This is a genomic window from Pengzhenrongella phosphoraccumulans, assembly GCF_045689905.1.
GTDB lineage: Bacteria > Actinomycetota > Actinomycetes > Actinomycetales > Cellulomonadaceae > Pengzhenrongella > Pengzhenrongella phosphoraccumulans.
On the sequence record NZ_CP144210.1, the window covers coordinates 4,656,128 to 4,682,251 of the forward strand.

General features: G+C 71.5%; 25 protein-coding genes. 13 read left to right on the plus strand and 12 right to left on the minus strand.

Going from position 1 to position 26,124, the window contains the following annotated elements; translation table 11 throughout:
• Positions 1-15: 15 nt before the first annotated feature.
• Positions 16-531 (minus strand): DUF427 domain-containing protein, encoded by a 516-nt coding sequence (locus VTA80_RS21565; RefSeq protein WP_407343110.1) that lies wholly within the window; start codon positions 529-531, stop codon positions 16-18.
• A gap of 117 nt (positions 532-648) precedes the next feature.
• On the opposite strand from VTA80_RS21565, the gene VTA80_RS21570 reads away from it, so the two are divergent.
• The gene (locus tag VTA80_RS21570) at positions 649-1,032 is read left to right on the plus strand and encodes a VOC family protein (protein ID WP_407343111.1); all 384 of its coding nucleotides are present in this window, start codon (positions 649-651) and stop codon (positions 1,030-1,032) included.
• 24 nt (positions 1,033-1,056) lie between these two features.
• On the opposite strand, the gene VTA80_RS21575 is transcribed toward VTA80_RS21570, so the two are convergent.
• On the minus strand, positions 1,057-1,683 hold the full coding sequence (locus VTA80_RS21575) for a nitroreductase/quinone reductase family protein (protein WP_407343112.1): 627 nt from the start codon (positions 1,681-1,683) through the stop codon (positions 1,057-1,059).
• A gap of 102 nt (positions 1,684-1,785) precedes the next feature.
• Between VTA80_RS21575 and VTA80_RS21580 the strand changes: the two genes are divergently transcribed.
• Positions 1,786-2,130: an iron chaperone gene (locus VTA80_RS21580; protein WP_407343113.1), complete on the plus strand. Its 345-nt coding sequence runs from the start codon at positions 1,786-1,788 to the stop codon at positions 2,128-2,130.
• 64 nt (positions 2,131-2,194) lie between these two features.
• Here the strand turns inward: VTA80_RS21580 and VTA80_RS21585 are convergent, their stop codons facing one another.
• Together VTA80_RS21585 and VTA80_RS21590 are read right to left on the minus strand one after the other, a co-directional pair.
• A complete protein-coding gene (locus VTA80_RS21585) occupies positions 2,195-2,764 on the minus strand; it encodes a hypothetical protein (RefSeq protein ID WP_407343114.1) in 570 nt (189 codons plus the stop codon).
• Positions 2,765-2,940: 176 nt separating this feature from the next.
• The gene (locus VTA80_RS21590) at positions 2,941-6,297 is read right to left on the minus strand and encodes a glucodextranase DOMON-like domain-containing protein (RefSeq protein ID WP_407343115.1); all 3,357 of its coding nucleotides are present in this window, start codon (positions 6,295-6,297) and stop codon (positions 2,941-2,943) included.
• A gap of 254 nt (positions 6,298-6,551) precedes the next feature.
• On the opposite strand from VTA80_RS21590, the gene VTA80_RS21595 reads away from it, so the two are divergent.
• Positions 6,552-7,499, plus strand: a complete 948-nt coding sequence (locus VTA80_RS21595) for an LLM class flavin-dependent oxidoreductase (RefSeq protein ID WP_407343116.1) — start codon at positions 6,552-6,554, stop codon at positions 7,497-7,499.
• 4 nt (positions 7,500-7,503) lie between these two features.
• On the opposite strand, the gene VTA80_RS21600 is transcribed toward VTA80_RS21595, so the two are convergent.
• On the minus strand, positions 7,504-8,217 hold the full coding sequence (locus tag VTA80_RS21600) for a GIN domain-containing protein (protein ID WP_407343117.1): 714 nt from the start codon (positions 8,215-8,217) through the stop codon (positions 7,504-7,506).
• 375 nt (positions 8,218-8,592) lie between these two features.
• Between VTA80_RS21600 and VTA80_RS21605 the strand changes: the two genes are divergently transcribed.
• On the plus strand, positions 8,593-8,802 hold the full coding sequence (locus tag VTA80_RS21605) for a hypothetical protein (RefSeq protein ID WP_407343118.1): 210 nt from the start codon (positions 8,593-8,595) through the stop codon (positions 8,800-8,802).
• Positions 8,803-9,009: 207 nt separating this feature from the next.
• On the opposite strand, the gene VTA80_RS21610 is transcribed toward VTA80_RS21605, so the two are convergent.
• The 4 genes from VTA80_RS21610 to VTA80_RS21625 form a co-directional block, all read right to left on the minus strand.
• Positions 9,010-9,534: a GNAT family N-acetyltransferase gene (locus tag VTA80_RS21610; protein WP_407343119.1), complete on the minus strand. Its 525-nt coding sequence runs from the start codon at positions 9,532-9,534 to the stop codon at positions 9,010-9,012.
• Positions 9,534-10,502 (minus strand): aldo/keto reductase, encoded by a 969-nt coding sequence (locus VTA80_RS21615; RefSeq protein WP_407343120.1) that lies wholly within the window; start codon positions 10,500-10,502, stop codon positions 9,534-9,536. The genes VTA80_RS21610 and VTA80_RS21615 overlap by 1 nt, the downstream gene beginning before the upstream one ends.
• A 134-nt stretch (positions 10,503-10,636) precedes the next feature.
• Positions 10,637-11,095 (minus strand): MarR family winged helix-turn-helix transcriptional regulator, encoded by a 459-nt coding sequence (locus VTA80_RS21620; RefSeq protein WP_407343121.1) that lies wholly within the window; start codon positions 11,093-11,095, stop codon positions 10,637-10,639.
• The gene (locus VTA80_RS21625; RefSeq protein WP_407343122.1) at positions 11,092-12,705 is read right to left on the minus strand and encodes an MFS transporter; all 1,614 of its coding nucleotides are present in this window, start codon (positions 12,703-12,705) and stop codon (positions 11,092-11,094) included. The genes VTA80_RS21620 and VTA80_RS21625 overlap by 4 nt, the downstream gene beginning before the upstream one ends.
• 198 nt (positions 12,706-12,903) lie before the next feature.
• On the opposite strand from VTA80_RS21625, the gene VTA80_RS21630 reads away from it, so the two are divergent.
• Both VTA80_RS21630 and VTA80_RS21635 read left to right on the plus strand, forming a co-directional pair.
• The gene (locus VTA80_RS21630; protein WP_407343123.1) at positions 12,904-13,956 is read left to right on the plus strand and encodes an ABC transporter ATP-binding protein; all 1,053 of its coding nucleotides are present in this window, start codon (positions 12,904-12,906) and stop codon (positions 13,954-13,956) included.
• On the plus strand, positions 13,953-15,164 hold the full coding sequence (locus tag VTA80_RS21635; protein WP_407343124.1) for an ABC transporter permease: 1,212 nt from the start codon (positions 13,953-13,955) through the stop codon (positions 15,162-15,164). Before VTA80_RS21630 ends, VTA80_RS21635 begins: the two co-directional genes overlap by 4 nt.
• 9 nt (positions 15,165-15,173) lie before the next feature.
• Here VTA80_RS21635 and VTA80_RS21640 read toward each other — a convergent pair whose 3' ends face one another.
• Positions 15,174-15,854, minus strand: a complete 681-nt coding sequence (locus VTA80_RS21640; RefSeq protein WP_407343125.1) for an esterase/lipase family protein — start codon at positions 15,852-15,854, stop codon at positions 15,174-15,176.
• A 238-nt stretch (positions 15,855-16,092) separates the two neighbouring features.
• Here VTA80_RS21640 and VTA80_RS21645 point away from each other — a divergent pair, with 238 nt between their 5' ends.
• The 7 genes from VTA80_RS21645 (at position 16,093) to VTA80_RS21675 (ending at position 24,102) form a co-directional block, all read left to right on the plus strand.
• On the plus strand, positions 16,093-17,004 hold the full coding sequence (locus VTA80_RS21645; RefSeq protein WP_407343126.1) for an alpha/beta fold hydrolase: 912 nt from the start codon (positions 16,093-16,095) through the stop codon (positions 17,002-17,004).
• Positions 17,005-17,178: 174 nt separating this feature from the next.
• Complete coding sequence (locus VTA80_RS21650) at positions 17,179-17,727, plus strand: TetR/AcrR family transcriptional regulator (protein ID WP_407343127.1); 549 nt, start codon at positions 17,179-17,181, stop codon at positions 17,725-17,727.
• Positions 17,728-17,856: 129 nt separating this feature from the next.
• Positions 17,857-18,681: an ABC transporter ATP-binding protein gene (locus tag VTA80_RS21655; RefSeq protein WP_407343128.1), complete on the plus strand. Its 825-nt coding sequence runs from the start codon at positions 17,857-17,859 to the stop codon at positions 18,679-18,681.
• Positions 18,681-21,239 (plus strand): ABC transporter permease, encoded by a 2,559-nt coding sequence (locus VTA80_RS21660; RefSeq protein ID WP_407343129.1) that lies wholly within the window; start codon positions 18,681-18,683, stop codon positions 21,237-21,239. The genes VTA80_RS21655 and VTA80_RS21660 overlap by 1 nt, the downstream gene beginning before the upstream one ends.
• 60 nt (positions 21,240-21,299) lie before the next feature.
• A complete protein-coding gene (locus VTA80_RS21665; protein WP_407343130.1) occupies positions 21,300-21,707 on the plus strand; it encodes a hypothetical protein in 408 nt (135 codons plus the stop codon).
• Positions 21,704-22,894: a DUF6544 family protein gene (locus VTA80_RS21670; protein ID WP_407343131.1), complete on the plus strand. Its 1,191-nt coding sequence runs from the start codon at positions 21,704-21,706 to the stop codon at positions 22,892-22,894. The genes VTA80_RS21665 and VTA80_RS21670 overlap by 4 nt, the downstream gene beginning before the upstream one ends.
• Before the next feature lie 371 nt (positions 22,895-23,265).
• Positions 23,266-24,102: a GNAT family N-acetyltransferase gene (locus VTA80_RS21675; RefSeq protein WP_407343132.1), complete on the plus strand. Its 837-nt coding sequence runs from the start codon at positions 23,266-23,268 to the stop codon at positions 24,100-24,102.
• Between the two features lie 43 nt (positions 24,103-24,145).
• Here the strand turns inward: VTA80_RS21675 and VTA80_RS21680 are convergent, their stop codons facing one another.
• A complete protein-coding gene (locus VTA80_RS21680; protein WP_407343133.1) occupies positions 24,146-24,730 on the minus strand; it encodes an NUDIX hydrolase in 585 nt (194 codons plus the stop codon).
• Positions 24,731-24,859: 129 nt separating this feature from the next.
• On the minus strand, positions 24,860-26,119 hold the full coding sequence (locus VTA80_RS21685; protein ID WP_407343134.1) for an MFS transporter: 1,260 nt from the start codon (positions 26,117-26,119) through the stop codon (positions 24,860-24,862).
• Between the last annotated feature and the right edge of the window lie 5 nt (positions 26,120-26,124).

The window sequence follows — 26,124 nt, forward strand, 5'->3', positions numbered from 1 at the left end:
ACCCGCCCCGTCCCGCTACCAGCCGAGCGTTCCGGGTCCGCCCTTGAACGGCCCGACCACCCGCGCGGTGATCCAACCGCCGTAGAAACCGCCCTCCTGGGCGATCACCTGCTCGCCGTCCACCTCGCACCGGTCCATCGCCCCGGGGTAGATCGCCACGCGGTCACGGAGCGCCTCGTAGCCGGGCCATGGCTCGGGGTAGTACCAGCCGGCGCGCGCCGCCACGGCGCCCCCCACCCGGACGTCGAGATAGCGTGCCGCGCCCTTGAACTCGCACAACGACGAACCGGGAGCCTCGACGAGCACCCCCGCGGCGAAGGCAGCCCGCGGAAGGTAGTAGACGGGGGGATGACTCGTCTCGAGCACGCGGACGGCGTCGACCGTGTCAGCGACCACCCGGCCACCGAACCGGATGACCACGCGCTCCCTGCTCGCCTCGACCCGGGGCGGGCGGGGGTAGTCCCAGACGGATTCCTGGCCCGGTCCGGGGACGATCGGCGCTGTGGGCGAGGCAGGTGGTGGTCGTCGCATGGCCACATTCTGCTCCCTGGCACGCGATCACGGCAGGGCGTTGACCACCTACCAAGGTCGACCTAAATTCGAGGGTGCCGACCAGTCGATGGTCGACTGGTCCACGCTGGAGGGAACATGCTCGCCGACTACCAACCCATCCCCGCGATCGCGGTCAAAGACCTCGAGCGGGCGCGCGCCTTCTACGAGGGGACCCTCGGGTTCTCGCCGGCCGGTGATGTCCCGGACGGCGTGATCTACCCCGCCGGCAACAGCTCGTTCCTGGTGTACCCGTCCGAGTACGCCGGGACGAACAAAGCGACCGCGATGTCCTTCCAGGTGGCGCCGGACGCCTTCGACGCCGAGGTTGCGGCGTTGCGCTCCAAGGGCCTCAGGTTCCAGACCTTCGACCTCGAGGGACTCGTCTGGGACGGCGAGGTGGCGATCATGGGTGAGCAGAAGGCCGTCTGGTTCGCCGACCCGGACGGCAACGTGCTCAACGTCGAGTCGTCCGCGGTCTAGCCGCGGCCGGCCCTCGGCGATCACTCAGGGGCGGCCGCCCCGGCGCAGGCGGGCGACCGCGACCGCCGCCACGGCCGCCCCGAGGATCGCCGAGCTGGCCGTGTTGAGGTACGTGCCCGTGCCGCCCGGGTCGAACGGGCCCGGCAGCACGGCGGTCGGGGTGATCGCGAGCATCGGGAACGCCTCGGCGAGCACGTCGACCTCGGCGTCGCCCTTGCCTGCCACGTCGCCCAGCGTGAGCCGGCCGACGACGCCCATCGACGCGATCACCGTGCGGAAGGTCTCCCGCCGCTCGACCGGGTCGGTGAGCTCGTCGGCTCGTCCGGCGAGCAGTGCGCCGGGCAGCAGCACCTCGACCCGGGGGTCCGCCAGCGCGTTGCGGAACCAGTGCGCGCCCCGCCCGTGCCCCGCCACGACGACGACCCGGCCGCCGATCACCGCGTAGCCCAGCGGTGCCTCGCGGACCCGTCCGCTCGTGCGACCCGTGGTGCACAAGACCAGGATCGAGCCCGCGACGGGGGTGGCGAGCAGCGGTCCGCCGCCGAGGTGCAGCAGCGGCACCGCGAACCGTCGGTTGAGCACCCCGAAAGCACGACGCAGAGGCATGAGGGCGGCCGACATCATCGGTCCGTAGGGCAGGCGCTCGCTCACCCCTCGACGCTAGGGGCAGCACACGGTCGACCGCGAGCGCACCCGGGCCCGACCGGTCGACCCTCACCTGCGCCCCAGACCTCCGGGTGGGAGCATCGTCGGATGGAATCGATCGAGGCTGCTCTGGCCGCCACCCCGGCGCCGGAACGGGACGCGCTCCTGCGCGTGATCGACATCGCCCGGCAGATCGCCCCGCAGGCGGTCGACGGCGTCAGCTACGCGGTCCCCGCCCTCATGGTCGCCGGCAAGCCCTTGGTGGGCGTCAGTGCCGCCGCCAGGCACCTGTCGGTCTACCCGTTCTCGCCCGCGGCGATCGACACACTCCGCGCCGAGCTCGACGGCTTCTCGGTCTCGAAGGGCACGATCCGGTTCACCGTCGAGCGGCAGCTTCCCGAGGCGCTGATCGTCCGGCTCGTCCAGGCACGCCTCGCGGAGATCACCGCCTGAAGGACGACATCTGATCCCTGCGATCCCTGCGATCTGCGATCACATGCCCCCGCGCGCGCCCGCCTCAGGCGCGTGCCGCGTGGCCCGCGGAGGATGCGGGCGGGTGGCGCTCGAGCAGGTCAGCCACGATCAGCAGGCCGCCGGCCACGAGCACGGGCACCACGGTCACGCCCCCGGAGCCCGCCAGCAGACCGAGCGGGCCCGGCTCACCGCCCCCGCGCGCCAGCTGCTCGAGGGAGCTGCCCGCGACGTTCGCAGCAGCAAGACCGACCAGGAGCCACCCCGCCAGGCCGGCGCGGTGCACGCCGAGCGCCGCACAGATCATCGTCGCGGCGACAGTCGCCAGCGGGAGCACCGGGCCGCTGCGCTCGACCGCCTCCCGGACGCCGTCCGCGGTGAACGGAAGCACCAAAGCGCTCACCCCGATGACCGCGACGAGCGGGATCGCGAACCAGGCGCCCACCGCCGGACGTCGCCAGGCCAACCCGCTGAGCAGCGCGGTGGGCACGACCCACGCTGCGCTCATCGCGGCACCCGCCCAGCCGCCGGGCTCCTCCAGCGCGTAGCCGACCGCGAACACGATGAACAAGCCGCCGATCAGCAGCAACCCCCCGACGGCAGTCTTCCGGATCATCTCGGGCACCGACGCTCACCTCCACACGACAGGCCCGCCCCGCATACGGTTCACCCTCTGAGCGTGCGCTTGCGCCCGCTCGCGCACCAGAGGCAAAGGCCACCAGTCGCGAAGTCGTCGAGCGCACGGCGTCGACCGGCCTCCGCACGGAGACCGGTCGACGCCCGGGCTGGCCGTCAGGGCAGGATGACCCCGCGGATGCTCACCGTCCCGCCCACGGGGTTGAGCTCGTCCGCCTGGGAGATCCCCGCCGGCGTGAGGATGTCCATCGCCTTCGGCACGCTCCCGGGTGCGAGACCGCAGATCGGGTTCCCGGCGGGGGCCGGGGTGGCGCAGACCCCGAACTGGTACCCCTCGGCCTGCGTCTGGAACCCGCGGGCTTGATCGGACGAGAACCCGTCCTGACCGGTGAGGACGACCGCCATCGACCATCCGGCTGCGGGGGTTCCCCCGAGCGCGGCCTTCGACACCGTGAACGTGATGTAGCGCGTGGCCGCGGCGGCCCGGATCGCGACCGAGCCGACCGTCGTGCCGGCGGCGTTCACGAACCGTTGCCCGAAGCCCTGCACCTCGATGAGCCGGTTCCACGCCGACCCGGGCTCGATCACGTAGTTGCGACCCGGGAAGGACGCCGCGGTCGAGGTCGCGCCCGCGGCCGGGTTGTGCAGGTACACGTCGATGAGCTGCGCGCCGAGCGGGCTGCCGAACGTCGGGGTGAGGTCGGCGGTCTGCACCCGGAAGGTCACCGAGTCGGGCCCGCTGTCGTACACCTCGAAGCTGCGCAGGTCATAGGCACCGGGCTTGAAGTCCCCGGACGTCGGGTAGACGTACGTGCCCGGGCCGTTGTCGTCCCCGGCAGGGTCGGCAGCGGTGAACAGTTGCGTACCAGGGACCACGTCGTTGACGACGGTGCGCTGGGCGAACCCGGTCGCCCCGCCGGGCGCCGTCGCGGTCACGGTCAGCGTCGCCGTCCCGGGCGGCGGGGTGAGGGTGACGGCGAACGCCCCGTCCGGGCCGGCCGTCGTCGTAGTCACGAGGGCGTCGCCGTTGATGTCGATGTTCACCGCGTCGACGTCGACGGTGGCACCGGCGGCGGTGGTGCCCGCCACGGTGACGTCCCCGGTGGTCACGGAGTTGTCGGCCGGAGAGGTCAGCGTCACGGTCGTGGCCGCCTGGGTGTGCCGGAGGTACCGCTCCGTGGTGTCCTTCGGCTGCTCGGTGATGCGCCCCGCGCTGATGTTCGCCGACAGGCGGACGAACTGCGCGGCGGACCAGGTGAGCGGCGCCGCGCTGCCCGCCGCCTTACCGTTCTGGAAACCGATCGAGGCGCACTCGGGCGCGGTGCCGAACGGCGAGGCGGCGACCGCGGCGTTCTCCCACACCTGCTCCGGGATGAGGCCGATGCCCGACGCCGTCGCGGCCATCCCCTTCCACAGCGCGACCGCGCCGGCCTTGTCCCCCGTGGCGACCTGGTGCTCGCCCCGTTCGCCGGACAACGCGGGCCACAGGTGACCCGAGCCCTTGTTCTGGCTCTGCGCGGCACACACGCCCGCCCACGGCTTGCCCTGCACGGTGCAGTCGGTCGAGTCGGTCGTGTTGCAGTCGCCGTAGCCGTCCTCGGTCCCCGGCGCGGTCGTGCCGTAGCGGTAGAAGCCGTCGCCGCTCGCCGTCGTCCCCTTGATGGACTGGTCGACGACGAGGAGCGACGCGACGACCGCGGGGTCCGTGCTCGGCAGGATCCCGAGGCGAGGCAGCTCGAGGAAGCCGGCGTCGACGACGGACCGCTGATCGGCGTCCGGTCCGCCGTTGCCGAGGTTGTACGTGCTGGCCGCGTTCGGGTCACCAGTCTTCGACAGCCGGATGAAGTACGGCGCGGCGCTCAGCGACCCGTTCGTGGTGACCGTCCAGGTCTTGACCATGCGCTGGTAGTGGTCCGCGGTCGCCCGGTAGATCCGTGCGCCCGCGGCGTCGCCGTTCTTCTCGGCGATCGCGCCCGCGGCCGTGAGGCCGGCGATCTCGGCGGCGATGGTGGACGGCGAGTACCCCGCCTGCTCCTCCCACCGCTCCGACCCGAAGGCCGGGCCGTGCGCGACGATGAAGTCCGCCGCGCGCTTGAGGTGGGCGAGATAGAAGGCCTTGTCGGTCAGGCCGACCGTGCGGGCCATGAGGATCGGGTAGGCCACCTCGTCGAGCTGGACCCCGAAGGAGTCCGGGGCGAGCTTGCCGTTGATCAGGCTGTTGCGCGGCATCGAGCCGTCGGCCTGCTGCTGGCGCTCGAACAGGAACTTCACGGTGCTCCGCGCCGTGGCGAGGTCGCCGGCGGCGACCAGTCCGGTGAACGTCTCGTAGAGGTCGCGGGCGAAGACCTCGCGGTAGGAGCCGAAGTACGTCTGGGCCGGATCACCCGCGGCCACCGCCTGCCCCCACGGGCTGGCGAGCGAGGCGACGATCGCCCCGGGGAACGTCTTGTCCTCGCTGGCCTTGAGCACGTTCGCGGACAGGTAGTACGTCTGGGCGACCTGACGGCGCTCCTGGCTCGACAGCGCCGGTCCGGTCGCGGGGCGGTTCAGCCCGGCGTCATAGGCGCGCCACCCGGCCTGGTACTTCGCGAGCAGGTCGCCCGCGTCGGCGGCGGCGCTCCTGCCCGCCGTCGCGACCGCCCCACCCTGGGTCGATCCGAAGCCGAGGGCGAGCGTGGCGGCACGACCACCATGCACGTCGAGCTGGGCCGTCTGGACGACGTTGCCCTGCGTGGCGGTGGCGAAGCTGGTCGACAGGCTGCGCTGGGTGTCCAGCTGGTTCAGGCCATCGCTGGCGGTGCCGGCGAACCCGCTCGAGACCGCCAAGAACTTGCGGTCCGCGCGCAGGGCGGCGTACACGGGGGTCGCGTAGTCGCGGTTCGCCGCCGTCGTCGCCGTGCTGACGTCGATCGACACCGGCACGGGACCCCCGGTCGAGGTGTCCACGACGGCGTCGTCGGCCCCGGCATTGCCCCCTCCGGTCGAATCCAGCCCGCCCCCGTTGCCGTTCACCGTGGCGTCGAAGCGCGCGTAGAGCTTGAGGTCGTCGGAGCCCTTGGCCGCCTTCAGCCGGGTCCGCATCACCACGCTGGCGCGCTGCGGATCGGTGAAGTAGTCCGTGGTGAGGGTGTAGCGACCGCTCTTCGCGGTCGAGGTGACCCGGCAGGCCATGCCGGAGTCGTCCAGCGCACTGACCGTGTACGTCATGTCGCGGGTCTGCAGGTCGGTGAACGACGACCCATCGGTGACGACATACTGCAGCGTCTCGACGTTCGTCGTGTCGACCGTCGGGTAGTACACATCCGAGAGCACGCCGTTGGCCACGGTGAACCACACCTTGGAGGTGGAGTTCCGGGCTGTGCCGAGACAGTCCTTGCGCGCGAGGTCGAAGTGCGACATCGCGCCCGGCCCGTCGGGCGCGGGGGTTGTTCCCTGCGCCGGGACCACCCCCAGGGCCGTGACCACGAGTGACGCTGCGGCGGCGATGGTCAGAATGCGTCGTCCAGTGCGCATGTTGAGCCCCCTGCGAGTGGAACACGACACCCGGCCGGCCCCCGGCGGGCGATCACAGCGCGCCACCACTCGGCATCGGCGCCAGATGGGTTGTATTCGAGCGTCTCCCGCCGCCCCTGTCAAGGGTGGTCTGACCCGTTTTGACCTAGGCGTTTACCCAGGGCACCTTCGATAGGGTGGCGACATCTCGTGTCGCCCTCCCGTTCGAGCGCCGCAACCTGGTCGGCGCCAGCCGGCCGGAGAGGACCGGACCCATGCCTGCCTCGATCGGGGTGATGCTGCCGCGTGACCTTCCCGCGGCGCAGGTCGTCGACTACCTCCAGGCCGCCGAGCGTGCCGGATTCGACGAGGTCTGGGTCGTGGAGGACTGCTTCTTCCGCGGCGCCATCGCCCAGGCGGCGGTCGCCCTCGCCTCGACGACGACGATCCGCGTAGGCATCGGGATCATGCCCGCGGCCGGCCGCAACCCCGCCATCACCGCTCTCGAGACCTCGACCCTCGCCGCGCTGTTCCCTGGCCGGACGATCGTGGGGATCGGGCACGGGATGCCTGCCTGGATGCGGCAGATCGGGGGGTGGCCGGCCAGCCCGCTCGCACTGCTCGAGGAGACCCTGGACGCGGTCCGCGGCCTCCTTCGGGGCGAGACCCTCACCACGGCGGGCCGGTACGTCCGGCTCACGGACGTGACCCTCGACGACCCGCCTCAGGTGGTCCCGCCGGTCCTGGCCGGCGTGCGCGGGCCGCGATCCCTCGAGCTCGCCGGACGCCACGCGGACGGCACGATCCTCGCCGAGCCGGTCACGCCGGAGTACCTCGCCGTGGCCGCCACGGCGATCGACGCGGCCGGGCCGCACCTGGTGGTCGCCTACAACGTCGCGGCCGTGGACGACGACGCGTCCCTCGCCCGAGCGGTCGCGCGCACCGCGCTGGAGTGGATCGGTGAGGCGGACTGGGCCGTGCAGCTCGCACCCCTCGACTTCGCGGACGAGCTCGCCGCCTTGCGTGGACGCGCGAGCTCCCGGGCGGAGTTCGCCGCGTCGCTCCCGGACGAGTGGGTCGACCGCCTCGCCGTCGTCGGCACCCCCGCGCAGGCGCGCGCACGGATCGACGAGCTGCACCGGGCGGGCGCCGACTCCGTCGTGCTCATCCCTGCCGGTCCGGACCCGTTCGGAGCGCTGCAGGCCCTCGGCCGGCTGCTGTGAGTGCCTAGCCCTCGTCGACGCTGCCCGAGCCGCTGATATGGCGCGTGACAGCGGCCCCGCCGGTCACGGCGATCGAACCGCTGCCCGTGATGACCGCGTCCAGCGTCCCGGTGGCCTGCACGTCCGCATCGCCCGATCCCGAGACGGTGACGGCGGCGTCCACGCTGTGCAGGCCGGCGCCGCGATAGTCCCCTGACCCCTCGATGGTGATCACCTGGCGAGTGGTGTCGCCGGTCAGGTCCACCCGACCCGAGCCCGAGATCCCGACCGTCACGTTCTTCGCGTCGATCCCCCGGGCCACGAGGTCACCCGATCCGTTGACGGTGAGCGAGAGCGAGGTCGCCCCGCCCAGCTCGGCGTCGACCGTGCCGGACCCGTCGACAGTGACCAGGTCCGCTGCCGGGAGCACGAGGGTGTAGGTGATCTGCCCGCCGTTCCCGAAGTGGGCACCGTCCCGACCCAGGATGAGCACCCCGTCTCGCTCCTCGCTCGTCAGGCTGTCGATCACCTTGTCGCCGGCCGTGATCGTCAGCGCGGGTTCCGGACCGGTCGTCAGCGTCAGCGCCCCGCTCGTGCGCAACGAGACCGCCGAGACCGCGGAGATGTCACGGTCGATCGAGACCGTCGCGCCGACATCCTGGGCCAGCCCTCCGCAGCCGGCGAGGGCCACAGATACCGCCAACGAGCCGATCAGGACGGGAACGAACCGAGAATTCACGAGGGCCCTCACGAGATGATGACGCCGCAGGCGTCGGGGAATGCTGGTAACACCATCGTGGAGCAAGGGCAGGCGGCGCCGCATCAGGGAGAACCCTGGAATCTCGGTCAGGGTCTGGAACCGGAAGGTCTGTCGGCAGATCGGGCCGCGGAATGGGGTACTTCTGGCCGGGCTAGGTCCTCGCGGGCTGGGGCGTGGCGCTCCTGCTCGATGCCTGGAACGTCTCCGACCGGCGGCTGATCACCGACGCCGACGTCGCCCACGAGCTGCACCACCGGCACTGACGCGGGCGCCGGCTCACCGGTCGGCAAACCCACGGGCATCCGTCAGGAAGGTCTTGACGGATGCCCTCGTTTGTCAGGCTATCCTTGACGCATGATCAACGCCGATCCAGCCCACGAGAACACGATCCACGAGAGCCACCTGCAGGCGATCCGGGACGCCCGCGATGCGCTCAACGCCGCAGATCTGCGGATGCGCCAGACGGTGCACGAGGCGCGACGGCAGGGCGTGACCTGGCAGCAGGTCGGAGACACGCTCGGCACAACGCGCCAGTCGGCCCAGGAGCGCTTCCGCGACCTGTAGCCGAAGCGCCTGCTGCGCCGCGACTACTGCACGACTACTGCTGGACGACGACTACTGCGCCACGACCTGGTTGGATCGCGCCGATGCGATGCCCAGCCCCACCGCGTTGCGCGCCTGGACCGTGACACGTCGTTCCCGGCCTTTCCTCGACAGACCCTCGCCGGGCGCTATCGACCGATTGAGCCGAGATCGAGGGGTTTGGCGCCGTCACACGAGCGCCGGATTGACCCGCTGGTACAGCGCGCAGTCCTGCCACTCGCCCGCGATCTTGAGATAGGTCGGCGCGACCCCGTACTGCGTGAAGCCCACGCGATCCAGCACGCGTTGGGACCGGACGTTGTGCAGCAGGGACTCGGCCTGGACCCGGTGCAGGCCCTGGTCCTCGAAAGCGATGCGGACCAGGTCACGCAGAGCGGCCGTCGCCAGTCCACGGCCGTTGTCGCTCGCGCCCACCCAGTAGCCCACGCTGCAGGACTGGAACGCACCGCGCACGATGCCGTTGAGCGTGATGCGACCGACCACGCGCCCGTTCTCGTCGAGGATCACCTGGGGGACGCAGGTTCCCTGTTCGTGCTGCTCGAGCGCGACGCGGATCACCTCTCGCTGGCTGTCGGCGGTGAAGTAGTCATCGCTGCGGATCGGCTCCCACGGCGCAAGGAAGTCACGACTGCGGCGGAGCGCGTCGGCCAGGAGCGGGGCGTCATCGACCGTGACCAGTCGGGTGGGCCGCACTAGAGGCCCACCTTGGCCCGAAGTCCCCCGACCAGCGTGGACGCCGCGGAGACCGGGGTGAACGCCCTGGCCGCCGCGGTGAGCGCGGTCAGGGACGATTCGTCCAGCTCGAGCTCGGCAGCCGCGACGTTGAACTCGAGCTGCTCGACGCTGGATGCCCCGGGGATGACGACGACCCGGGGAAGGCTGAGCAGCCAGGCGAGCGCGACCTGCGCGGGCCGAGCCCCGTGGGCGTCGGCCACCTGGCGCAGCGTGTCGAGCAGCGGTGCCACGCGGCGCAGGTTCTCCTCGCCGAAGAGCGAGTTGATCGCGCGCACCCCACCCGGACGGTTCTCGGCCGAGTACTTTCCGCCCAGCAGCCCCTGAGCCAGCGGGCTGTACGCGATCACGAGCCGGTTCTCCCGCTGGGCGAACGGCACCAGGTCGTCGAGCGGGCCGGCGTGCGCGAGCGAGAACTGCACCTGGTTGCTCACCACCGGCCGACCGAGCGCGCGATCCGCTTTGCGCCAGCGCTCCAGCGAGTAGTTCGAGACCCCGACCCCGCCGATCCGCCCGTCTGCCAGCAGGGTGCGCATCCCCGGCATGATCACCGAGTCGGGCACGAGCGGGTTCGCCTGATGCACCTGGTAGAGCGGGATCCGCCCGAGCTGCAGCCGTCGGGCGCTGGCCTCCTCCCGGCGCCGGACCACCGGCGGGAACGGGGCCAGGGGGAACAGCTTGCTCGCCACGACCGCGCCGTAGCGGGCGTCCCCGAGCGCGTCGCCCAGGATCCGTTCGCTCTCGCCGCGGGCATAGACCTCGGCCGTGTCGAACAGCGTCACCCCGAGCTCGAGGGCCCGTTCGACGATCTGGACGGCGGCGCCCCCGGCGTAGTCCTGGCCGTACCCCCACTCGCGTGACCCGAACTGCCACGTCCCCAACCCGACCCGACTGACCCGACCCACACCCGGCACCTCGAAGTACTTCATGGCGCCAGTGTGCCCGCTCCGACCCGCAGCGAGGGGTCAGACGCCCCCCACCGAGGACAGGATCGCGTTGGAGGGCGCGAGGGAGGTGCTCAGCTGAGCGGGCCTCGGAACGAGCGGCGAACGGCGATCCCGGACTAGGCCCGCCGGGCGGCACCGTCGAGCGCCTCGTTGAGGCGGCCGAGCGACCAGGCGAGCGTGGCGACGTCGTCGGCCGTCCAGTCGTTGAGCGCCGCGTGCAGCCAGCTCCGGCGCGCATCACCCGCATCGGCGACGAGGCGCGTGCCCTCGGGGGTCAGCTCGAGCTGCTGACCGCGCGCGTCGTGCGGATCGGGCTTGCGCGTGATCAGGCCGAGCTCGACCAGGCGGTGCAGCTGGCGGGAGATCGTCGCCCGGCCGACGCCGACGTGCGTCGCCAGGTCGCAGCCGCGCACACCGGGGACCCGGGCGATGTGGACGAGCAGCGGGTAGGCGCCGGCGTCCAGGTCCGGGTGCACCCGCGCGGACACCGCCGCGGCGGACGCGCGCGCGCGGCGCATCAGCAGCCCGAGCTCGCGCTCGACCGACGGGTACGGGTCGGCGACGTCGTCGGTCACCGTTCGGCTCCGACCATGGCGGCCGACGGCGCGGCGTCGGCGGCTAGCTCGAGCTCGAGCTCGGCCGCGCGGCGCTGCTCGAGCCCGGACCGCGTCCCGAGCGGCACCTCGCGCAGGAAGAGCACGGCGACGAGCGCGACGAGCCCCAGGGGGACGGCCAGGAGGAACAGGTCGGCGATCGCCGTCCCGTAGGAGGCCTCGACCACGGTGCGGATGGGTGCGGGCAGCGACTGGACGTCGGGGATCGCGCTGGTGCCCGACCCCAGGGAGGCCGGGTCGATCCCCAGCTCCGTGAGACCCCGCAGCAGGAGTGTCGTGATCCGCGAGGCGAGCACGGCACCGAGCGCCGAGACCCCCACCGCGCCGCCGAGGGTGCGGAAGAACGCCACCGTCGCGGTGCCGCTACCCATGTCCTGCTGGGCGAGGGTGTTCTGGGTCGCGAGCACGAGGTTCTGCATGAGCATCCCGACCCCGGCGCCCAGGACGAACATGTACGCCCCGACGAGCCACAGGTTGGTGTCGTACCCGATCGTGCCCATCAGTGCGAGGCCGGCGGTCAGCACGACGGCGCCGGCGATCATGAACCGCCGGTAGCGACCCGTCGAGCTGATGATGCGACCGCTGATCGTGGACGAGACGAGCAGGCCGATGACCATGGGCACGGTCAGCAGACCGGACTGGGTGGGCGTCTTGTCCCGGGCGATCTGCATGTACTGGCTCAGGAAGACCGACGTGCCGAACAGCGCGACGCCGACGGCGACGCTGGCGATCACGGACAGGACCAGCGTCCGGTTGCGGAACAGTCGCAACGGGATGATCGGCTCCACGGCGCGGGACTCGACCCAGACCGCCAGGGCCAGGGCCGCGAGCGACCCGCCGAGCATCGCGACGGACTGCCACGAGGCCCACTCGAAGGACCGCCCGGCGAACGTCACCCACAGGAGCAGGCCGGCGATCCCGGCCGAGAGCAGCAGGGCACCCTCGTAGTCGATCCGCACGATCCGGCGCACGCGCGTCGGCAGGTGCACGGTCTTCTGCAACACGATGATCGCGGCGATCGCGAGGGGCAGACCGACGAAGAAGTTCCAGCGCCAGCCAGGACCGTCGGTGATGACGCCACCCAAGAGCGGGCCGCCGACCATGCCGAGCCCCATCACCGAGCCCATCAGCCCCATGTATCGACCACGGTCGCGCGGGGAGATGATGTCCGCGATCAGCACGGCACCCAGCGCGGTGACGCCGCCCGCCCCGATGCCCTGGAACGCCCGCATCGTGATGAGCATGCCGACCGAGCCCGAGAACCCGGCCACGGCCGAGGACGCCACCGAGATGACGAGCGCGAGCTGGATGAGCAGCTTGCGGTTCACCAGGTCGGCGAGCTTGCCCCAGATCGGCGTCGAGATCGTCGTCGTGAGCAGGGTGGCCGTCACGACCCAGGTGAAGGCGGACTGGGTCCCCTGCAGGTCGCGGATGATCAGCGGCAGGGAGGACGAGATCACGCTGGTCGCGAGGATCGACACGAGCGTGCCGAGCAGGAGCCCGGAGAGGGCCTCGAGCACCTCACGGTGGGACATCGCGCTGGACTGGGACGTGGTGCTCAGGGGGCTCATACGCACTCTCGATCGTGGTTCTGGGTTCCGGGCGTCCCCGCCGGTCCGGTCGGCAGCCGAGAGCGTGCTCAGATCGTTGCCTGAGGCAACCATACGTTGCTTAGTTGCCTCGGGCAACCGATTACCGCCCAACAGGTTCCAGCCGGCGGCGACGTGTCAATTTCCCATTGACACAGTGACCGCGCCATACTGCGCGACATGCGTACCCGGCGAACCCCCGACCGCCCGTCCGATCGCGAGCCCGGTGGCACGGGGGTGCTCGAGATCGACCACGTGTCCAAGGCCTACGGCACCGTCCAGGCACTGCACGACATGACGTTCGAGGTGCAGGCCGGGGAGATCTTCGGTTTCGTCGGGTCGAACGGAGCAGGCAAGACGACGGCCATGCGCATCATGCTGGGAGTGCTCGCGGCCGACGCCGGCACAGTCCGCTGGAACGGGGCCGAGCTCGATCTGGAGAGCCGTCGGCAGTTCGGCTACATGCCCGAGGAACGCGGCCTGTACCCGAAGATGAAGGTCGGCGAGCAGCTGCGATTCCTCGCCGAGCTGCACGGCATGCCCCGGGCTGACGCCGCGGAGGCGGTCGATCGCTGGACCGATCGCCTCGGGGTGGGCGACCGGCGGGGCGACAACGTCGAGAAGCTGTCGCTGGGCAACCAGCAGCGGGTCCAGCTGGCCGCGGCCCTGATCCACAACCCGGCCGTGCTCGTGCTCGACGAGCCGTTCTCCGGGCTTGACCCGGTCGCGGTCGACATCATGAGCGCGGTGCTGCGCGAGCGGGCCGACGCCGGCGTCCCGGTCATCTTCTCCTCCCACCAGCTCGACCTGGTCGAGCGCCTGTGCGACCGCGTCGGCATCGTCCAGGCCGGTCGCATGCAGGCGCTGGGGACCATCGCCGAGCTGCGCACCACCGAGCGCCTGCAATGGCTGCTGGACGTCGACGCCGAGACGCCCGCCGTGCTGGCCGCGATCGGCACGGTGCCCGGGGTGCGGGTCCAGCCGCTCACCACCCGCCCGGGCGCCGTCCTGGTCGAGCTCGCCGACGCCGACCCGGCCGCCGCCGCCGGTGCCGGTACCGAGCAGGACGTCCTACGCGTCGCACTCGCGCTCGGCGCCGTGCGCGAGTTCAGCCCGGTCCGCCCGACACTGACCGACTTGTTCCGCGACATCGTCTCGGCCGACAAGGCGGGCGGGGCCGACGACGACCGACCGTCCCGACCGCAGCGCGACCGGGCAGAGGTGGCGGCATGAGCAGCGCGCGCGTGGTCTGGATGGTGGCCAAGCGGGAGATCAAGACCCGCATGCTCACCAAGGCCAACATCATCTCGATGGTGGTCATGGTGGTCGTCATCGCCGCCGGTGCGATCGTGGGCAACTACTTCCTCGGCCGCGACAGCGCGCCGGACGTCAGCCTGATCGCCGTCGCGCAGGAGACCGACGCGCTGCGACCCCCGCTCGAGGCCGCGGCGGCCGCCCGCGGGATCGAGCTCGAGCTCGTCACCATGACCGCGGACGACGCCACCGCCGCGCTCGACGGCTCCGACGAGAGCGCGAAGCCGATCGAGGCCTTCCTCGACGGCGACCCCGCCGCGCCGCGCATGCTCGTCGGGTCCGACCCGGACGCCGTCGTGCAGGAGACCGTGAACCAGGCGGTGCAGTCCTACGTGACCGCCACGCAGATCAGCGACCTCGGTGGGGACCCCACCGCCTTCGCGCGCGCGCAGGCCGACGCCGTCCCGCACCTCGAGGCGGTCGGTGAAGCTAGCACCACGTTCGACGACGCCGCGTTCGGCGTGTCGATGGCCATGATCTCCGTGCTCTTCGGCGCCCTGATCGGCTCGGGCTCGATGATCGCGATGGGCGTCGTGGAGGAGAAGACCTCCCGCGTCGTGGAGATCCTGCTGGCCACGATCCGGCCGAGCCAGCTGCTCGCCGGCAAGGTTCTGGGTATCGGCATCTACGGCCTGTTCCAGGTCCTCGTGCTTGGCGGTTCGCTGGCCCTGGCCGCCCTGTCGCTCGGGGTCGGCGGTCTGGACCTGAACGTGAACATCGGCTCGGCGCTGGTCTCGTTGATCGTGTGGTTCCTCATGGGGTACGCGATCTTCGCCCTGCTCTTCGGTGGCTTCGCCGCGCTCGTGTCCCGGCAGGAGGACATCGGCTCGGTCACCACCCCGCTGCTGTTCCTGCTGTTCATCCCGTTCTACACGACGATGTTCCTCGTCCCGAACGACCCCAGCAGCACCCTGGTCCGGGTGCTGTCCCAGATCCCGATCTTCGCGCCGTTCATGATGCCGGTGCGCGATGCCTTCGGCGCCCTCCAGCCGTGGGAGATGCCGCTCGCCCTCGCGATCGCGGCGGCCACGATCCCCGGGCTGGTGTGGCTCGCGGCCCGCGTCTACCAGCGCGGCGTGCTGCACACCGGCGGGCGCATGAAGCTCCGCGAAGCCCTGCGCGCCTGACGGCCGGGATCAGGGCCGCCGAGCGCGGTCGAGCGCCGCGAGGATCACGGGGATCAGGTTCGCATCGCCGAGGGCACGGAAGTGCCCGGGCGTAGCCAGCTCGACGTTCGTCGCACCCGCGAGCTCGCTCCCGCCGGGGATGTGGGGGTCGAACCGCGTCGCGACCGAGGTGATGCGCGCGTTGACCGCCTCGTCGACCGCCAAGGCCTCCAGGGTCGCGTCCGTCGGGACGAAGGCCCGCACCGCCGCGAGCGGGATCCACCGCGCGTAGCGCGACCCGGCGAACGGGGTGTTGATCGCCACCAGGGCACTGATCCGGCGGTCCGGGTCGCCGCTCACCATGGCGTACTTGCCGATCAGGCCGCCCTTGCTGTGGGCGACGACGACGACGTCGCGAAGGTCGTGCCGTGCCAGGTCGGCGGCGACCAGGCGCGCCATGTCGGGCACCGGGCCGGTGTTGAACCCGAGGGCCGGCACGACGTGCACCGGATACCCGTGCCGGAAGAGCGCGAGCGCGAGGGGCCGCATGAACTGCCAGCTTTCGTAGACCCCAGGGAGCATCACGACTGTCGGGGCCCTCGGGCTCGCCAGCGCCTCGAGCTGCTCCGCCGTGGCCCGCGTGATCAGCGCGCGCACCTGCCAGTAGACGACATAGGCATAGTCCTGCAGCCACCACACCGCATGGCGCACCTACGTCCACCGCCTTCGCCTCGTTGTTCTTCGCGAAGCTGCCAGAGGCCCACGTTCCTCGCGCGCATCGACCTGTGCCACCGCACGAGCGGCGGAACGGCCCGAGCAGGCTCGCCCGGACCATCCCATCGGGATGAGGCAGAGGTGGCCCCACTCCGATTGTCTCGAGATGCAGCCCCACCCGGAGACGACCTGCCCTCCACCACGGGTCGGGCGCCTCGTCTCCAGGAGGCCAGCCATGGCGCCGTCGCTCCGACTGCCGGCAACGATCCGCCGAGACCCCCGTGCACGGGACCACCCGCTCACGGACGACGCGCCCGGGACTTCCCCCGCGGACGCGGACGGGTGGACCGAGCAGTCACTCACGGTGGAGGGCCACCGCGTCTTCTACCGCCGCGGACCCGACGTCGACGGCGTCCCCCTCGTCCACGTGCACGGCTTCGCCATCTCGGGCTCCTACCTCATGCCGACGGCGCGTCTGCTCACGGGCCAGGGCCTGAACGTGGTTCCCGACCTGCCGGGATACGGCCGCAGCGAGCGCTGGGACCACACGCTCGGCATCCCCGCCCTCGCGCACGCCCTGATGTCCATCCTCGACAGCCTCGAGCTGGACAAGGTGGTTCTGATCGGCAACTCCATGGGTTGCCCGATCAGCCTCGAGATCGCCCACGCCGCACCCGAGCGGGTGCACCGCCTCGTCCTCGTGTCCCCCGCCGGCGGGATCTACAACCAGCCGCTGCGGCGCGCGGTGGGGCAGCTCGCGAAGGACGGGCCGCGCGAGGACCCCCGGATGGCCCGGGTCGCCGTCCCGGATTACGTGCACTTCGGCCCGGTCAACGCCCTGAACCTGTTCAGCGAGCTGATGCGGTTCCCCTCGCTCGAGCGACTCGTGCGCACACCGGTGCCGGCCCTGGCCATCCTCGGGAGCCGCGATCCCCTCATGCCTCCCCCGCACCGGGTGCGTGAGGTCGGTGACCTGGTGCCGGACCACGTCACCGTGGCCCTCATCGAGGGCGCCGCCCACGCGATCAACTTCAGCCACCCCGGTGAGCTCGCGCACGTCATCTCGTCCTGGCTCGAGGGACGAGAGATCGTCGATGACCCCGACCTGCCCGGTCGTGTCCGTGCCCTGCGATTCCACCCGGACTGACGTCAGCCATCATCACTACGCCCTGTTCCGTAACTGCTAGTTGCGGAACACGCCAACCTCTGTTACGTTACGGCCAGAGCCGCAAATAGAGAGTTGGTCCTGATGTCCGAAATGTTGGCGCCGCGCCGCCCGGGTGGTCGTGGAAGTGACCGTGGTCGTCCCCGCGACCCGGACATGGACAGCGCGATCCTGCGGGCCACGGTCGAGCTGCTCTCGGAGGTCGGCTACGTCCACGTCACCGTGGCGGAGGTCGCGCGTCGGGCGGGGGTGAGCAAGCCGGCGATCTATCGGCGGTGGTCGCAGAAGTCCCAGCTCGTCGTAGAGGCGATGGTCACGCAGATGCGCCCCGGCAAGGACAACGATTCCGGGAGCGCCGCCGACGACCTGCTCGCCCTCACCGAACAGCTCATCGACACCCTGACCCACACGCCGCTCGGGCGCGTGCTGCCCGGCCTGGTGGCCGAGATGGCCGCTGATCCGGTGCTCGCCGCCAGCTACCGCGACCTGGTCATCAAGCCCAACCAGGCTCAGTGGCGTGCCGCCATCGAACGTGGCATCGCCCGCGGCGAGCTCTCCGGGCAGACCGATGTCAGCTTCGTGCTCAACACGCTCGTCGGCCCCCTGTACTTCAGCCTGCTCATCACCGGTGAGCCCATCGAGCCCGGCTACGCCCGCACGGCCGTCGATCTGGTCCTCGCCCGCTATGGCGCCGCCGCCGGCTGAGAACCCGACCGCTCCACACCGCTGCATCGCAGCACCCGCACACGACAGCACGCGCGTGGATCCCGCACGCCCACTTTCACCTCGTCCCCTCCCCCGTGCACCATCCACCACCCCTCAGACAGGACCAGCATGACCAGCACTGTGACCACCACCCCTCCCAGCACCGCTGCCGAGACGGCTACCACGACGTCGGCGATCGCCTCGGCGCGGGGGCTGGTCAAGACCTATGGCACCGGTGACACCGCGGTGCAGGCCCTGGCGGGCATCGACGTGGACTTCGTCCGCGGGGAGCTGACCGCGATCATGGGCCCGTCCGGGTCGGGCAAGTCGACCCTGATGCACTGCATGGCCGGCCTGGACACGGTCACCGCGGGCACCGTCGTCATCGACGGCCAGGACGTCGGGTCGATGAACCAGCGCCAGCTCACCAAGCTGCGCCGGACCCGGTTGGGGTTCATCTTCCAGGCGTTCAACCTGGTCCCGACCCTGACCGCGGCGGAGAACATCACCCTGCCGCTGGACATCGCGCGTCGCCCGGTCGACCGCACCCTGTTCGACGCGATCGTGGCCGCCGTCGGCCTGGAGAAGCGGCTGAACCACCGCCCGTCCGAGCTGTCCGGCGGCCAGCAGCAGCGCGTGGCGTGCGCCCGCGCCCTGGTCGCGCGGCCCGCGGTGATCTTCGCCGACGAGCCCACCGGGAACCTGGACTCCACGTCCGCCACCGAGCTGCTCGGATTCTTGCGCCGCAGCGTGGACGACCTGGGCCAGTCCGTGGTGATGGTCACCCACGACCCGCGCGCGGCGGCCTACGCCCACCGGGTGCTGTTCCTCGCCGACGGCAAGCTGGTCGCCGAGCTCACCAACCCGACCCAGGCGTCCGTCCTGGAGGTCCTCGGGTCCCTCAGCGCCGTCGACGCCGCCACCGCCCGTGAGCTCACCTCGGTCGGTGCCTGATGGGCCGCGTCGCGCTGCGCGGGATCCGCGCACACCTGGTCCGGTTCCTGCTGTCCGTCCTGGCCGTCACCCTCGGAGTCGCATTCGTGGCCGGCACGTTCTCGCTGCGCACCATGATGAGCTCGACCTTCGACGGGATCGTGGAGTCGTCCATGCCCGCCGACATGTACGTGCGCGGTGCGAAGCCCGCCGCCGGTCTGAGCACGACCGGCACCACGGGTGAGACCCGCAACACCATCCCGGCCTCCCTTGCCCACACCCTCGAAGGGGTCGACGGCGTCGCGCACGCGTTCGCCGACATCTCCGGCCCGATCGTGCTGGTCGGCGCAGACGGCACAGCGGTGCAGTCCACCCGGTCGCCGAGCTTCGCCATGGCTCTGCACCCCGACGACACCGTCAAGTTCAACGCCGGCCACGCCCCGACCGGGCCCGGCGAGATCGCCCTGGAGTCAGCGACCCTGGAGTCCTCCGGGCTGGCCGTCGGCGAGCACACCAAGGCCGTGGTGGCCGGCCTGGTCCAGGAAGTCCAGGTGGTCGGCGAAGTGTCCCTGAACGGCCCGATGGCCGGCGCCACGATCGTGTACCTCGACGTGGCGACCGCGACCGCGGCCTACGCCCCGGACGGCATGGTGCCCACCATCAGCGTCTACGCAAAACCGGGCGTGTCCGAGGCCGACCTGGTCGCGGACCTGGCCCCCGTCCTGGCCGGCGACAAGGTGGCCCCAGCGCAGGCCCTGACCGGAGACGCAATGCGCACCGAGGCGCGCACCGACATCGAAGGCCAGCTCGGCTTCGTCGCGACATTCATGCTGATCTTCGCCGGGATCTCCCTTTTCGTGGGGGCATTCATCATCTCCAACACGTTCTCCATGTCGGTGCGCGAGCGGATGCGCGAGTTCGCCCTGCTGCGCGCCATCGGCGCGTCCCCCAGCCAGGTGTTCGCCTCCATCCTGACCCAGGCCGCCGTCGTGGGCCTGGTCGGCTCCGCCCTCGGGATCGCCGCCGGGCTGGGCCTGGTCTCCCTGCTGCGCATCGGCTTCGAGATGGTCGGCATGGACCTGTCCGGGTCCATCCCTCTCGACACCTCCACCGTCGTCATCTCGCTGGTCATCGGCACCGTCGTCAGCGTCGCCGCCGCGGCCCTGCCCGCCCGCCGCGCCGCACTGACCGCTCCGGTCGAGGCCATGCGGGAGGCCACCGCGACCGAGAAGTCCCTGCGGACCCGCACGATCGCGGGCCTACTCGTCGTCGTGCCGGGTGTGGCCGGTCTGATCTCGGCCCTGGTCGCACCAGAGTCCAACGGCGCGACGCTGCTCGGCCTGGGTGCGCTCTGTCTGGTCGTCGGGGTGCTGCTCCTGGCGCCCGTCATCGCGAAGCACACCCTGGGCGTCCTGGCCGCGGTGTTCGTCGCCGCCGTCAGGCCGCTGGGCCGCCTGGCCCGCGGCAACGTGATCCGCCACCCGCGGCGCACCGCGAACACCGCCGGCGCGCTGATGATCGGCATGGCCCTGGTCGGGGCCGTCTCGGTCCTGGCCGCATCCGCCACCGCCTCCACGAAGTCCATCGTCGACGCCGGGTGGACCTCGGACTTCTCCATCCAGTCCGCCACCGGCAGCGTGCCGCTCGGCGCCGTCGCGGACGTCCGCAGCCTCGACTCGGTCGCCGCGCTCGACGTGCTCAGCTACGGACCGGCCATCGCCGCCGGACCGGGCGAGACCGCCTCGCCCGACAGCCCGACCATGGTCGTCGGTATCGCTCCGGCCGCGTTCGGTCGCAGCGTCGCCATCGACACCGTCGCCGGCTCGCTCGACACCCTCGCCGACGGCCAGATCGCCGTCAAGAACGACACCGCCACCGAGCGCGGCTGGTCGCTCGGCGACCAGGTGTCGTTCACCACCGCCACAGCCACCACCACCGCCCGGATCGGCGCGATCGTCGACACCCAACTGATCGGCTCCCCGATCATCGCGTCCGACGACCTGCTCGCGCAGGTCGTCGAACCCGCCCAGACCACCATCGAGGACCTCCTGATCACCGCAGCCCCCGGCACGACACCGGCCGCGCTGCGTGCCGACCTCGTCGGCGTCGCCGCCCCCTACGTCGTGCTCTCCGTGCTCGACTCCGAGGACTTCGCCGCCGCGCTGGCCGACCAGGTCAACCAGATCCTGGTGATCCTGTACGCGCTGCTCGGGCTGTCGATCGTGATCGCGATCCTCGGCATCGTCAACACCCTGGCGCTGAGCGTCATCGAGCGGACCCGCGAGATCGGCCTCATGCGCGCCGTCGGCCTGGGCCGGCTTCAGCTCGCCGGGATCATCACCATCGAGTCCATCCTGACCGCTGTGTTCGGCACCGTCGTCGGCGTCGCCCTCGGGGTGGCCGTAGCGGCGGCGCTGCCTGGAGTGTTCACTGGAGTCGGCCTGACCACGCTCGCGATCCCGTGGGCGCAGCTCGCCGGGATGGTGGCCCTGGCCGCCGTCGTCGGGGTCCTTGCGGCGCTGTGGCCCGCGTCCCGCGCCGCCCACCTGCCCGTGCTCGACGCCGTCTCCTCCGACTGAGGCATCAACGTGACCACCACCCGACCGCGCACCAGCCACCAGAGACCCGAGGCGCACTCCATGCCAGCCACGCGACGAACCGTCGTCGGACTCCACCTGTTCAACGCCGTCTCGGCGGTGGGCGGTGGGATCGCGTTGATCGTCGGAGGCCTCGGCGTCCCCATCGACCTGCTCCGTCACACCCCGTTCGAATCGTTCGTCATCCCCGGCATCTTCCTGGCCGTGGTGATCGGCGGGACCGCGTCGCTCGGGGCGACCGCTCTGCTGGCCCACTGGCGGCGGGCGCTCGTCATCAGCTCCGCGGCGGGTGCCGTCATGGTCGGCTGGATCCTCGGCGAGACCCTCCTCGTCGAGGGCTTCAGCTGGCTGCAGGGCCTGTACCTACTCACCGGAGCGATCGCCCTGGTCGCCTCGATCCGCCTCTCCCAGGCGGACCGGTCCCGCGACGACCAGGCGGTGCTCCGATGAGGAGCGCGGTGCGGTGGTTCGTCGTCGCGGTGGTGGTCGGGCATGGCCTGATCCACCTGCTCGGCGCGGCCAAGGGACTGGGCTGGGCCGAGGTGGCTGCCCTGCCCGAGCCGATCAGCCCGGCGATGGGTGTCGCCTGGCTGGCTGCCGCGGCGGTCGTCGTGGCCGCCGGGGTGCTGCTCGCCGCGCGCAATCGACGGTGGTGGGTGGTCGGCACCGTCGCTGTCGTGCTCTCCCAGGCCGTGATCGTCACGTCGTGGGACGACGCCCGGACCGGCACGGTGGCGAACCTCCTGCTCCTGGTCGCCCTGGGATACGCCCTCGCCTCCCGCGGCCCGGCGAGCTACCGCGCCGAGTACCAGCGCCGGGCCGCGGTCGCGCTCGGCGCGCCCCGCCCCGCAACGGGCGCCGGCGCCGTGGTGACCGAGGCCGACCTGGCCCACCTGCCGTACCTCGTCGCCGAGCATGTCCGCCGGTCCGGGGCCGTGGGCCAGCCCCGCGTCGTGTCCGTCCACGCCCGCATCCACGGCCGGATCCGCTCGAGTGCCACCGCGCGCTGGATGACGTACACCGGCGAGCAGATCAACACTTTCGGTAGCGCGCCGAGTCGCTTGTTCTGGATGGACGCCACGATGCTCGGCCTGCCGGTCGACGTCCTGCACGTCCTGGTCGGCCCGACCGCCACCATGCGCGTCAAGGTGTGCTCGATGGTGCCGATGGTCAACGCCGCCGGTCCCGACATGGACCGGGCCGAGACGGTGACGCTGTTCAACGACCTGTGCATCCTGGCCCCCGCGGCGCTGATCGACGCACCGATCACCTGGCAACCCCTCGACGACCACCACGTCCGCGGCGTCTTCACCAACGGCGCGCAGACCGTCACCGCCGACCTCGTCTTCGACGACGGCGACCTCGTCGACTTCGTCTCGGACGACCGGATGAGCACCTCCCGGGACGGGTCATTGACGCCGCAACCCTGGTCGACGCCGGTGCGCGACTACGCCCGCTTCGGCACCCGGCGGCTGGCCACCTACGGGGAGGGCCACTGGCACACCACCGGCACCGGCACCGGCACAGACGGTGAGTTTGCCTACCTCGAGTACAACCTCGACGCCATCGCCTACAACCCGCTTGTTGCGGCATCGGACAACCTGACGAGAAGACTCGAGGAAGTAGCCGCGAAATAGGTTGCTTTCAGTTCTGCCACAAAGGCAGTCATGACACAAGACGACCGCCTCGCGATTCGCGAGTATTGCGACGACGTCGGAGACGCTGAGCGAAACCGACTCCGTCGCGACCTGCCCGGCCGCGTCAGTTTCGAGGTTCACCTGCGGAAAGCGGCGGTAGAGCGGGGCGAACCGCTCGACGTGTGCGACACGTCCCGGTTCGCCGACGTCAACCGTTTGTCACCCTGGTAATTCGCTGGACGGCGGTAATACGGTGGAGACAAAGCTCGTTGCAGCGAGCGCCGCGCATGATGGGCCCTTGAGGCGATGAAGTGACAGTAGTAATCCGGCCTTACGCCGGTTCCACGGGTTTCTCTGACGATTTTCAGCGCGTGCGAGAGTTTCTCGTTCGAATCAACCAGGACCGGCTCGCCACGCCGGGCTTCTTGTGGGGCCGGTGGGAGTGGATGTTCTCCCTGCCCTACCTCGACGCCACGGCCCTGCCGCAGATCGGCGTCTGGGAGGACGACGGCGCGATCGTCGCCGTGGTGACCTACGAGACCGACACGGGGTTCGCCTGGCTGCTCACCGACGCCGGGCACGCGTGGCTCTACCCGGATCTGCTGCGGTGGGCGACGACCCACCTCGTCCGCAACGGGGTGCTCCGCGTCCTCGTCAACGACTCCGACCACGAGCTCGAGCAGGTCGCGGCCGCGCACGGCCTGACCCGCACGTCGGACCGCGAACCGAACTCCGCGATCGACCTGGCCGGGGACCTGTCGTACCAGCTTCCCCCGGGCTATCGGCTCGCCAGTCTCGCGGACGGCTGCGACCTGCACCGGCTCAACCGCGTGCTGCACCGCGGCTTCCACAACCCCGACCAGCCGGTGACCACCCCGGCGGTGATCGAAGAACGTCGGACCAGCGTGTCGGGCCCGCACCTCGACCGCGCCCTCAACATGGTCGCGATCGCGCCCGACGGCGAGTACGCCGCGTACTGCGGCGTCTGGCTCGACCCGAGAACCGATTACGCCCTCGTCGAGCCGGTGTGCACCGACCCCGACCACCGCCTGCTCGGCCTCGGGCGGGCCGTCGTGCTCGAGGCGACCCACCGCTGCGGGCTTCGAGGGGCGAAGGTCGCCTACGTCGGCTCCGACCAGCCGTTCTACTACGCGATCGGCTTCACCCCGGACACCTGCGGCACCTGGTGGCAATGGCAGGAGAAGTAGCTCACCAGGACGCGGGCCCGGTGCGCGAGCGAGTGACGGCGGGTCAGCGTGCCCGGCGGGCCGCCAGCTCGTCGAGGATCGTGCGCAGCCGTTCGGGGAAGCCCGGCGGCACCTGCGCGGGCAACGCGCCTACGGCGAACCAGGCGACGGCCTCGCTCTCGACGCTGGCGGCCGGCACGGCGTCCGCGTCGGCGTAGGCCACGTAGCCCACGTCCCAGTGCACCCGGCAGGTCCCGAAGCTGCCACTCAGGGCGTGCCGGTCGACGTCCACGGGGACGTCGCTGAACGGAGTGAGGTCGGTGATGCCGCCCTCCTCGCACGCCTCGCGGAGGGCGGCCGAAGCGACCGACGCGTCGTCGGCCTCGATGTGACCGCCGAGCTGCACCCAGAACTGCCCCTTGCGGTGGAAGCACAGCAGCACCGCGGACAGGTCGGGGGTCAGGACGAAGCAGCTCCCGGTCAGGTGCTCGGGACCGCCGTCGCGGTCGAGCGCCGACGCCCGTCGCTCGCGCAGGAAGACCTCGTACTCGGCCTTCAGGAGACGCTGAGCGGGCGCCTGCGGTGACCACTGCGCCAGGGTCGCGAGGATCTCGCTCGCGGGCGACGTCAGGTCAGGGCTCTGGAACACCGGGAGAGCGTACCGACGGCGGCCGTCGGACCACCGGCGCCGCGGCGGGGGCCCGGCGCGGGCGGGGCGGTCGCCGTCGGGCACGAGGCTTGAGGCGGGGCGGGCGCCGTCGGGGACGGGACTCGGGACTCAGGGCGTGACGGCCCAGCCTCGACCGCGATCGCGGGTCGGCAGGTGGGCGCGCCAGCCCGACGCCACCACCGCGAGGCAGCCGAGGGCGACGACGACGCCCACGCCGAACATCTGCGGGTAGCTCCAGCGCGGCGCCAGCACCGCGAGCACCGCCGGGATGAAGAAACCGACGTAGGCGAGCGAGTAGTAGACCGCGGTCAGCCCGGCGAGGTCGTCCGGGCCCGCGATGCGCTGCACCTCGTTGAGCCCCGCGACGAGGGCGACTCCGTAACCCGCGCCGAGCACGGCCGCAGCGGCGAGGGCCAGCGCCAGCGTCAGCGCGGCGGCGGCAACCGCGCCGAGCCCCATGCCGACGACGATGATCACGAGCGCGATCACGGACGCCCGTGCGCTGCGGTGGGTGTCGATCGCGCGGCCGAGCACCTGGATGCCGACCCCGCACCCGAGGGTGAGGACCGTCAGCAACGCCGAGAAGGCGATGGGCAGGCCGCCGGAGTGCGTGCGCATCAGGCCCGGGAGCACGGCGTACGCACTGCCCGCGCACCCGAACACCCACGGCGCCAGCGGGACGACGACGCGGCGGAAGCGCCCGTGCGCGATGGCGGGCACCCGCAGGTCGGCCAGGAGCGTGCCTCGCGCGCGGACCGGTTCGGTCACGCGGGTCTCGGGTGCACTCAGCAGCCAGAGCCCGGTCACGAGCGTGAGCGCCATGTGCACCAGGTACGCCGTCTCCGTGGGTCGGGGACCCCACTGCGCGAGGGCCCCGGCGACGCCGGCGCCGACGAGGAAGCCGAGCGTGAGGGAGATCGACGCGCGCCGCGGACCCGCGCCCGCATCCGGGTCATCGGCGGACAGCTCCACGATCCAGGTGGTCCCGACTGCCATCACCAGACCGAGCGCGAGTCCGCTCAGGACGCGTCCCGCGGACAGCGCGAGCGGGGACTGCGCGCAGAACGCGAGCACGAGCGACCCGGCAAGGCTGAGCGGGGCGGCGGGCAGGAGCAGCGGGCGCCGGCCGTAGCGGTCGGACAGGGGGCCCCCGACGAGCAGCGCCGGGATGATGCCGAGCACGTAGGCGCCCAGGAGCAGGTTCACGGTGACCGCGGAGAAGTGGCTCACGTCGCGGTACAGCACGAGCAGCGGAGTGAACTCGTTGCCGCCCCAGGCGATCGCGAACATCGAGGCGCCGACGGCGAGCCACGGCCGGCGGGATGTGGACGTGGCGGTCCCCCGGTCAGGGGTCACAGGGTCGGTCACGGGGT

What these genes read in the sequence shown, in the direction of transcription:
- VTA80_RS21565 (WP_407343110.1), bottom strand. Translation starts at nt 531, where the DNA reads ATGCGACGACCACCACCTGCCTCGCCCACAGCGCCGATCGTCCCCGGA.
- VTA80_RS21570 (WP_407343111.1), top strand. Translation starts at nt 649, where the DNA reads ATGCTCGCCGACTACCAACCCATCCCCGCGATCGCGGTCAAAGACCTC.
- VTA80_RS21580 (WP_407343113.1), top strand. Translation starts at nt 1,786, where the DNA reads ATGGAATCGATCGAGGCTGCTCTGGCCGCCACCCCGGCGCCGGAACGG.
- VTA80_RS21585 (WP_407343114.1), bottom strand. Translation starts at nt 2,764, where the DNA reads ATGATCCGGAAGACTGCCGTCGGGGGGTTGCTGCTGATCGGCGGCTTG.
- VTA80_RS21590 (WP_407343115.1), bottom strand. Translation starts at nt 6,297, where the DNA reads ATGCGCACTGGACGACGCATTCTGACCATCGCCGCCGCAGCGTCACTC.
- VTA80_RS21595 (WP_407343116.1), top strand. Translation starts at nt 6,552, where the DNA reads ATGCCTGCCTCGATCGGGGTGATGCTGCCGCGTGACCTTCCCGCGGCG.
- VTA80_RS21605 (WP_407343118.1), top strand. Translation starts at nt 8,593, where the DNA reads ATGATCAACGCCGATCCAGCCCACGAGAACACGATCCACGAGAGCCAC.
- VTA80_RS21615 (WP_407343120.1), bottom strand. Translation starts at nt 10,502, where the DNA reads ATGAAGTACTTCGAGGTGCCGGGTGTGGGTCGGGTCAGTCGGGTCGGG.
- VTA80_RS21625 (WP_407343122.1), bottom strand. Translation starts at nt 12,705, where the DNA reads ATGAGCCCCCTGAGCACCACGTCCCAGTCCAGCGCGATGTCCCACCGT.
- VTA80_RS21630 (WP_407343123.1), top strand. Translation starts at nt 12,904, where the DNA reads ATGCGTACCCGGCGAACCCCCGACCGCCCGTCCGATCGCGAGCCCGGT.
- VTA80_RS21635 (WP_407343124.1), top strand. Translation starts at nt 13,953, where the DNA reads ATGAGCAGCGCGCGCGTGGTCTGGATGGTGGCCAAGCGGGAGATCAAG.
- VTA80_RS21645 (WP_407343126.1), top strand. Translation starts at nt 16,093, where the DNA reads ATGGCGCCGTCGCTCCGACTGCCGGCAACGATCCGCCGAGACCCCCGT.
- VTA80_RS21650 (WP_407343127.1), top strand. Translation starts at nt 17,179, where the DNA reads ATGGACAGCGCGATCCTGCGGGCCACGGTCGAGCTGCTCTCGGAGGTC.
- VTA80_RS21655 (WP_407343128.1), top strand. Translation starts at nt 17,857, where the DNA reads ATGACCAGCACTGTGACCACCACCCCTCCCAGCACCGCTGCCGAGACG.
- VTA80_RS21660 (WP_407343129.1), top strand. Translation starts at nt 18,681, where the DNA reads ATGGGCCGCGTCGCGCTGCGCGGGATCCGCGCACACCTGGTCCGGTTC.
- VTA80_RS21665 (WP_407343130.1), top strand. Translation starts at nt 21,300, where the DNA reads ATGCCAGCCACGCGACGAACCGTCGTCGGACTCCACCTGTTCAACGCC.
- VTA80_RS21670 (WP_407343131.1), top strand. Translation starts at nt 21,704, where the DNA reads ATGAGGAGCGCGGTGCGGTGGTTCGTCGTCGCGGTGGTGGTCGGGCAT.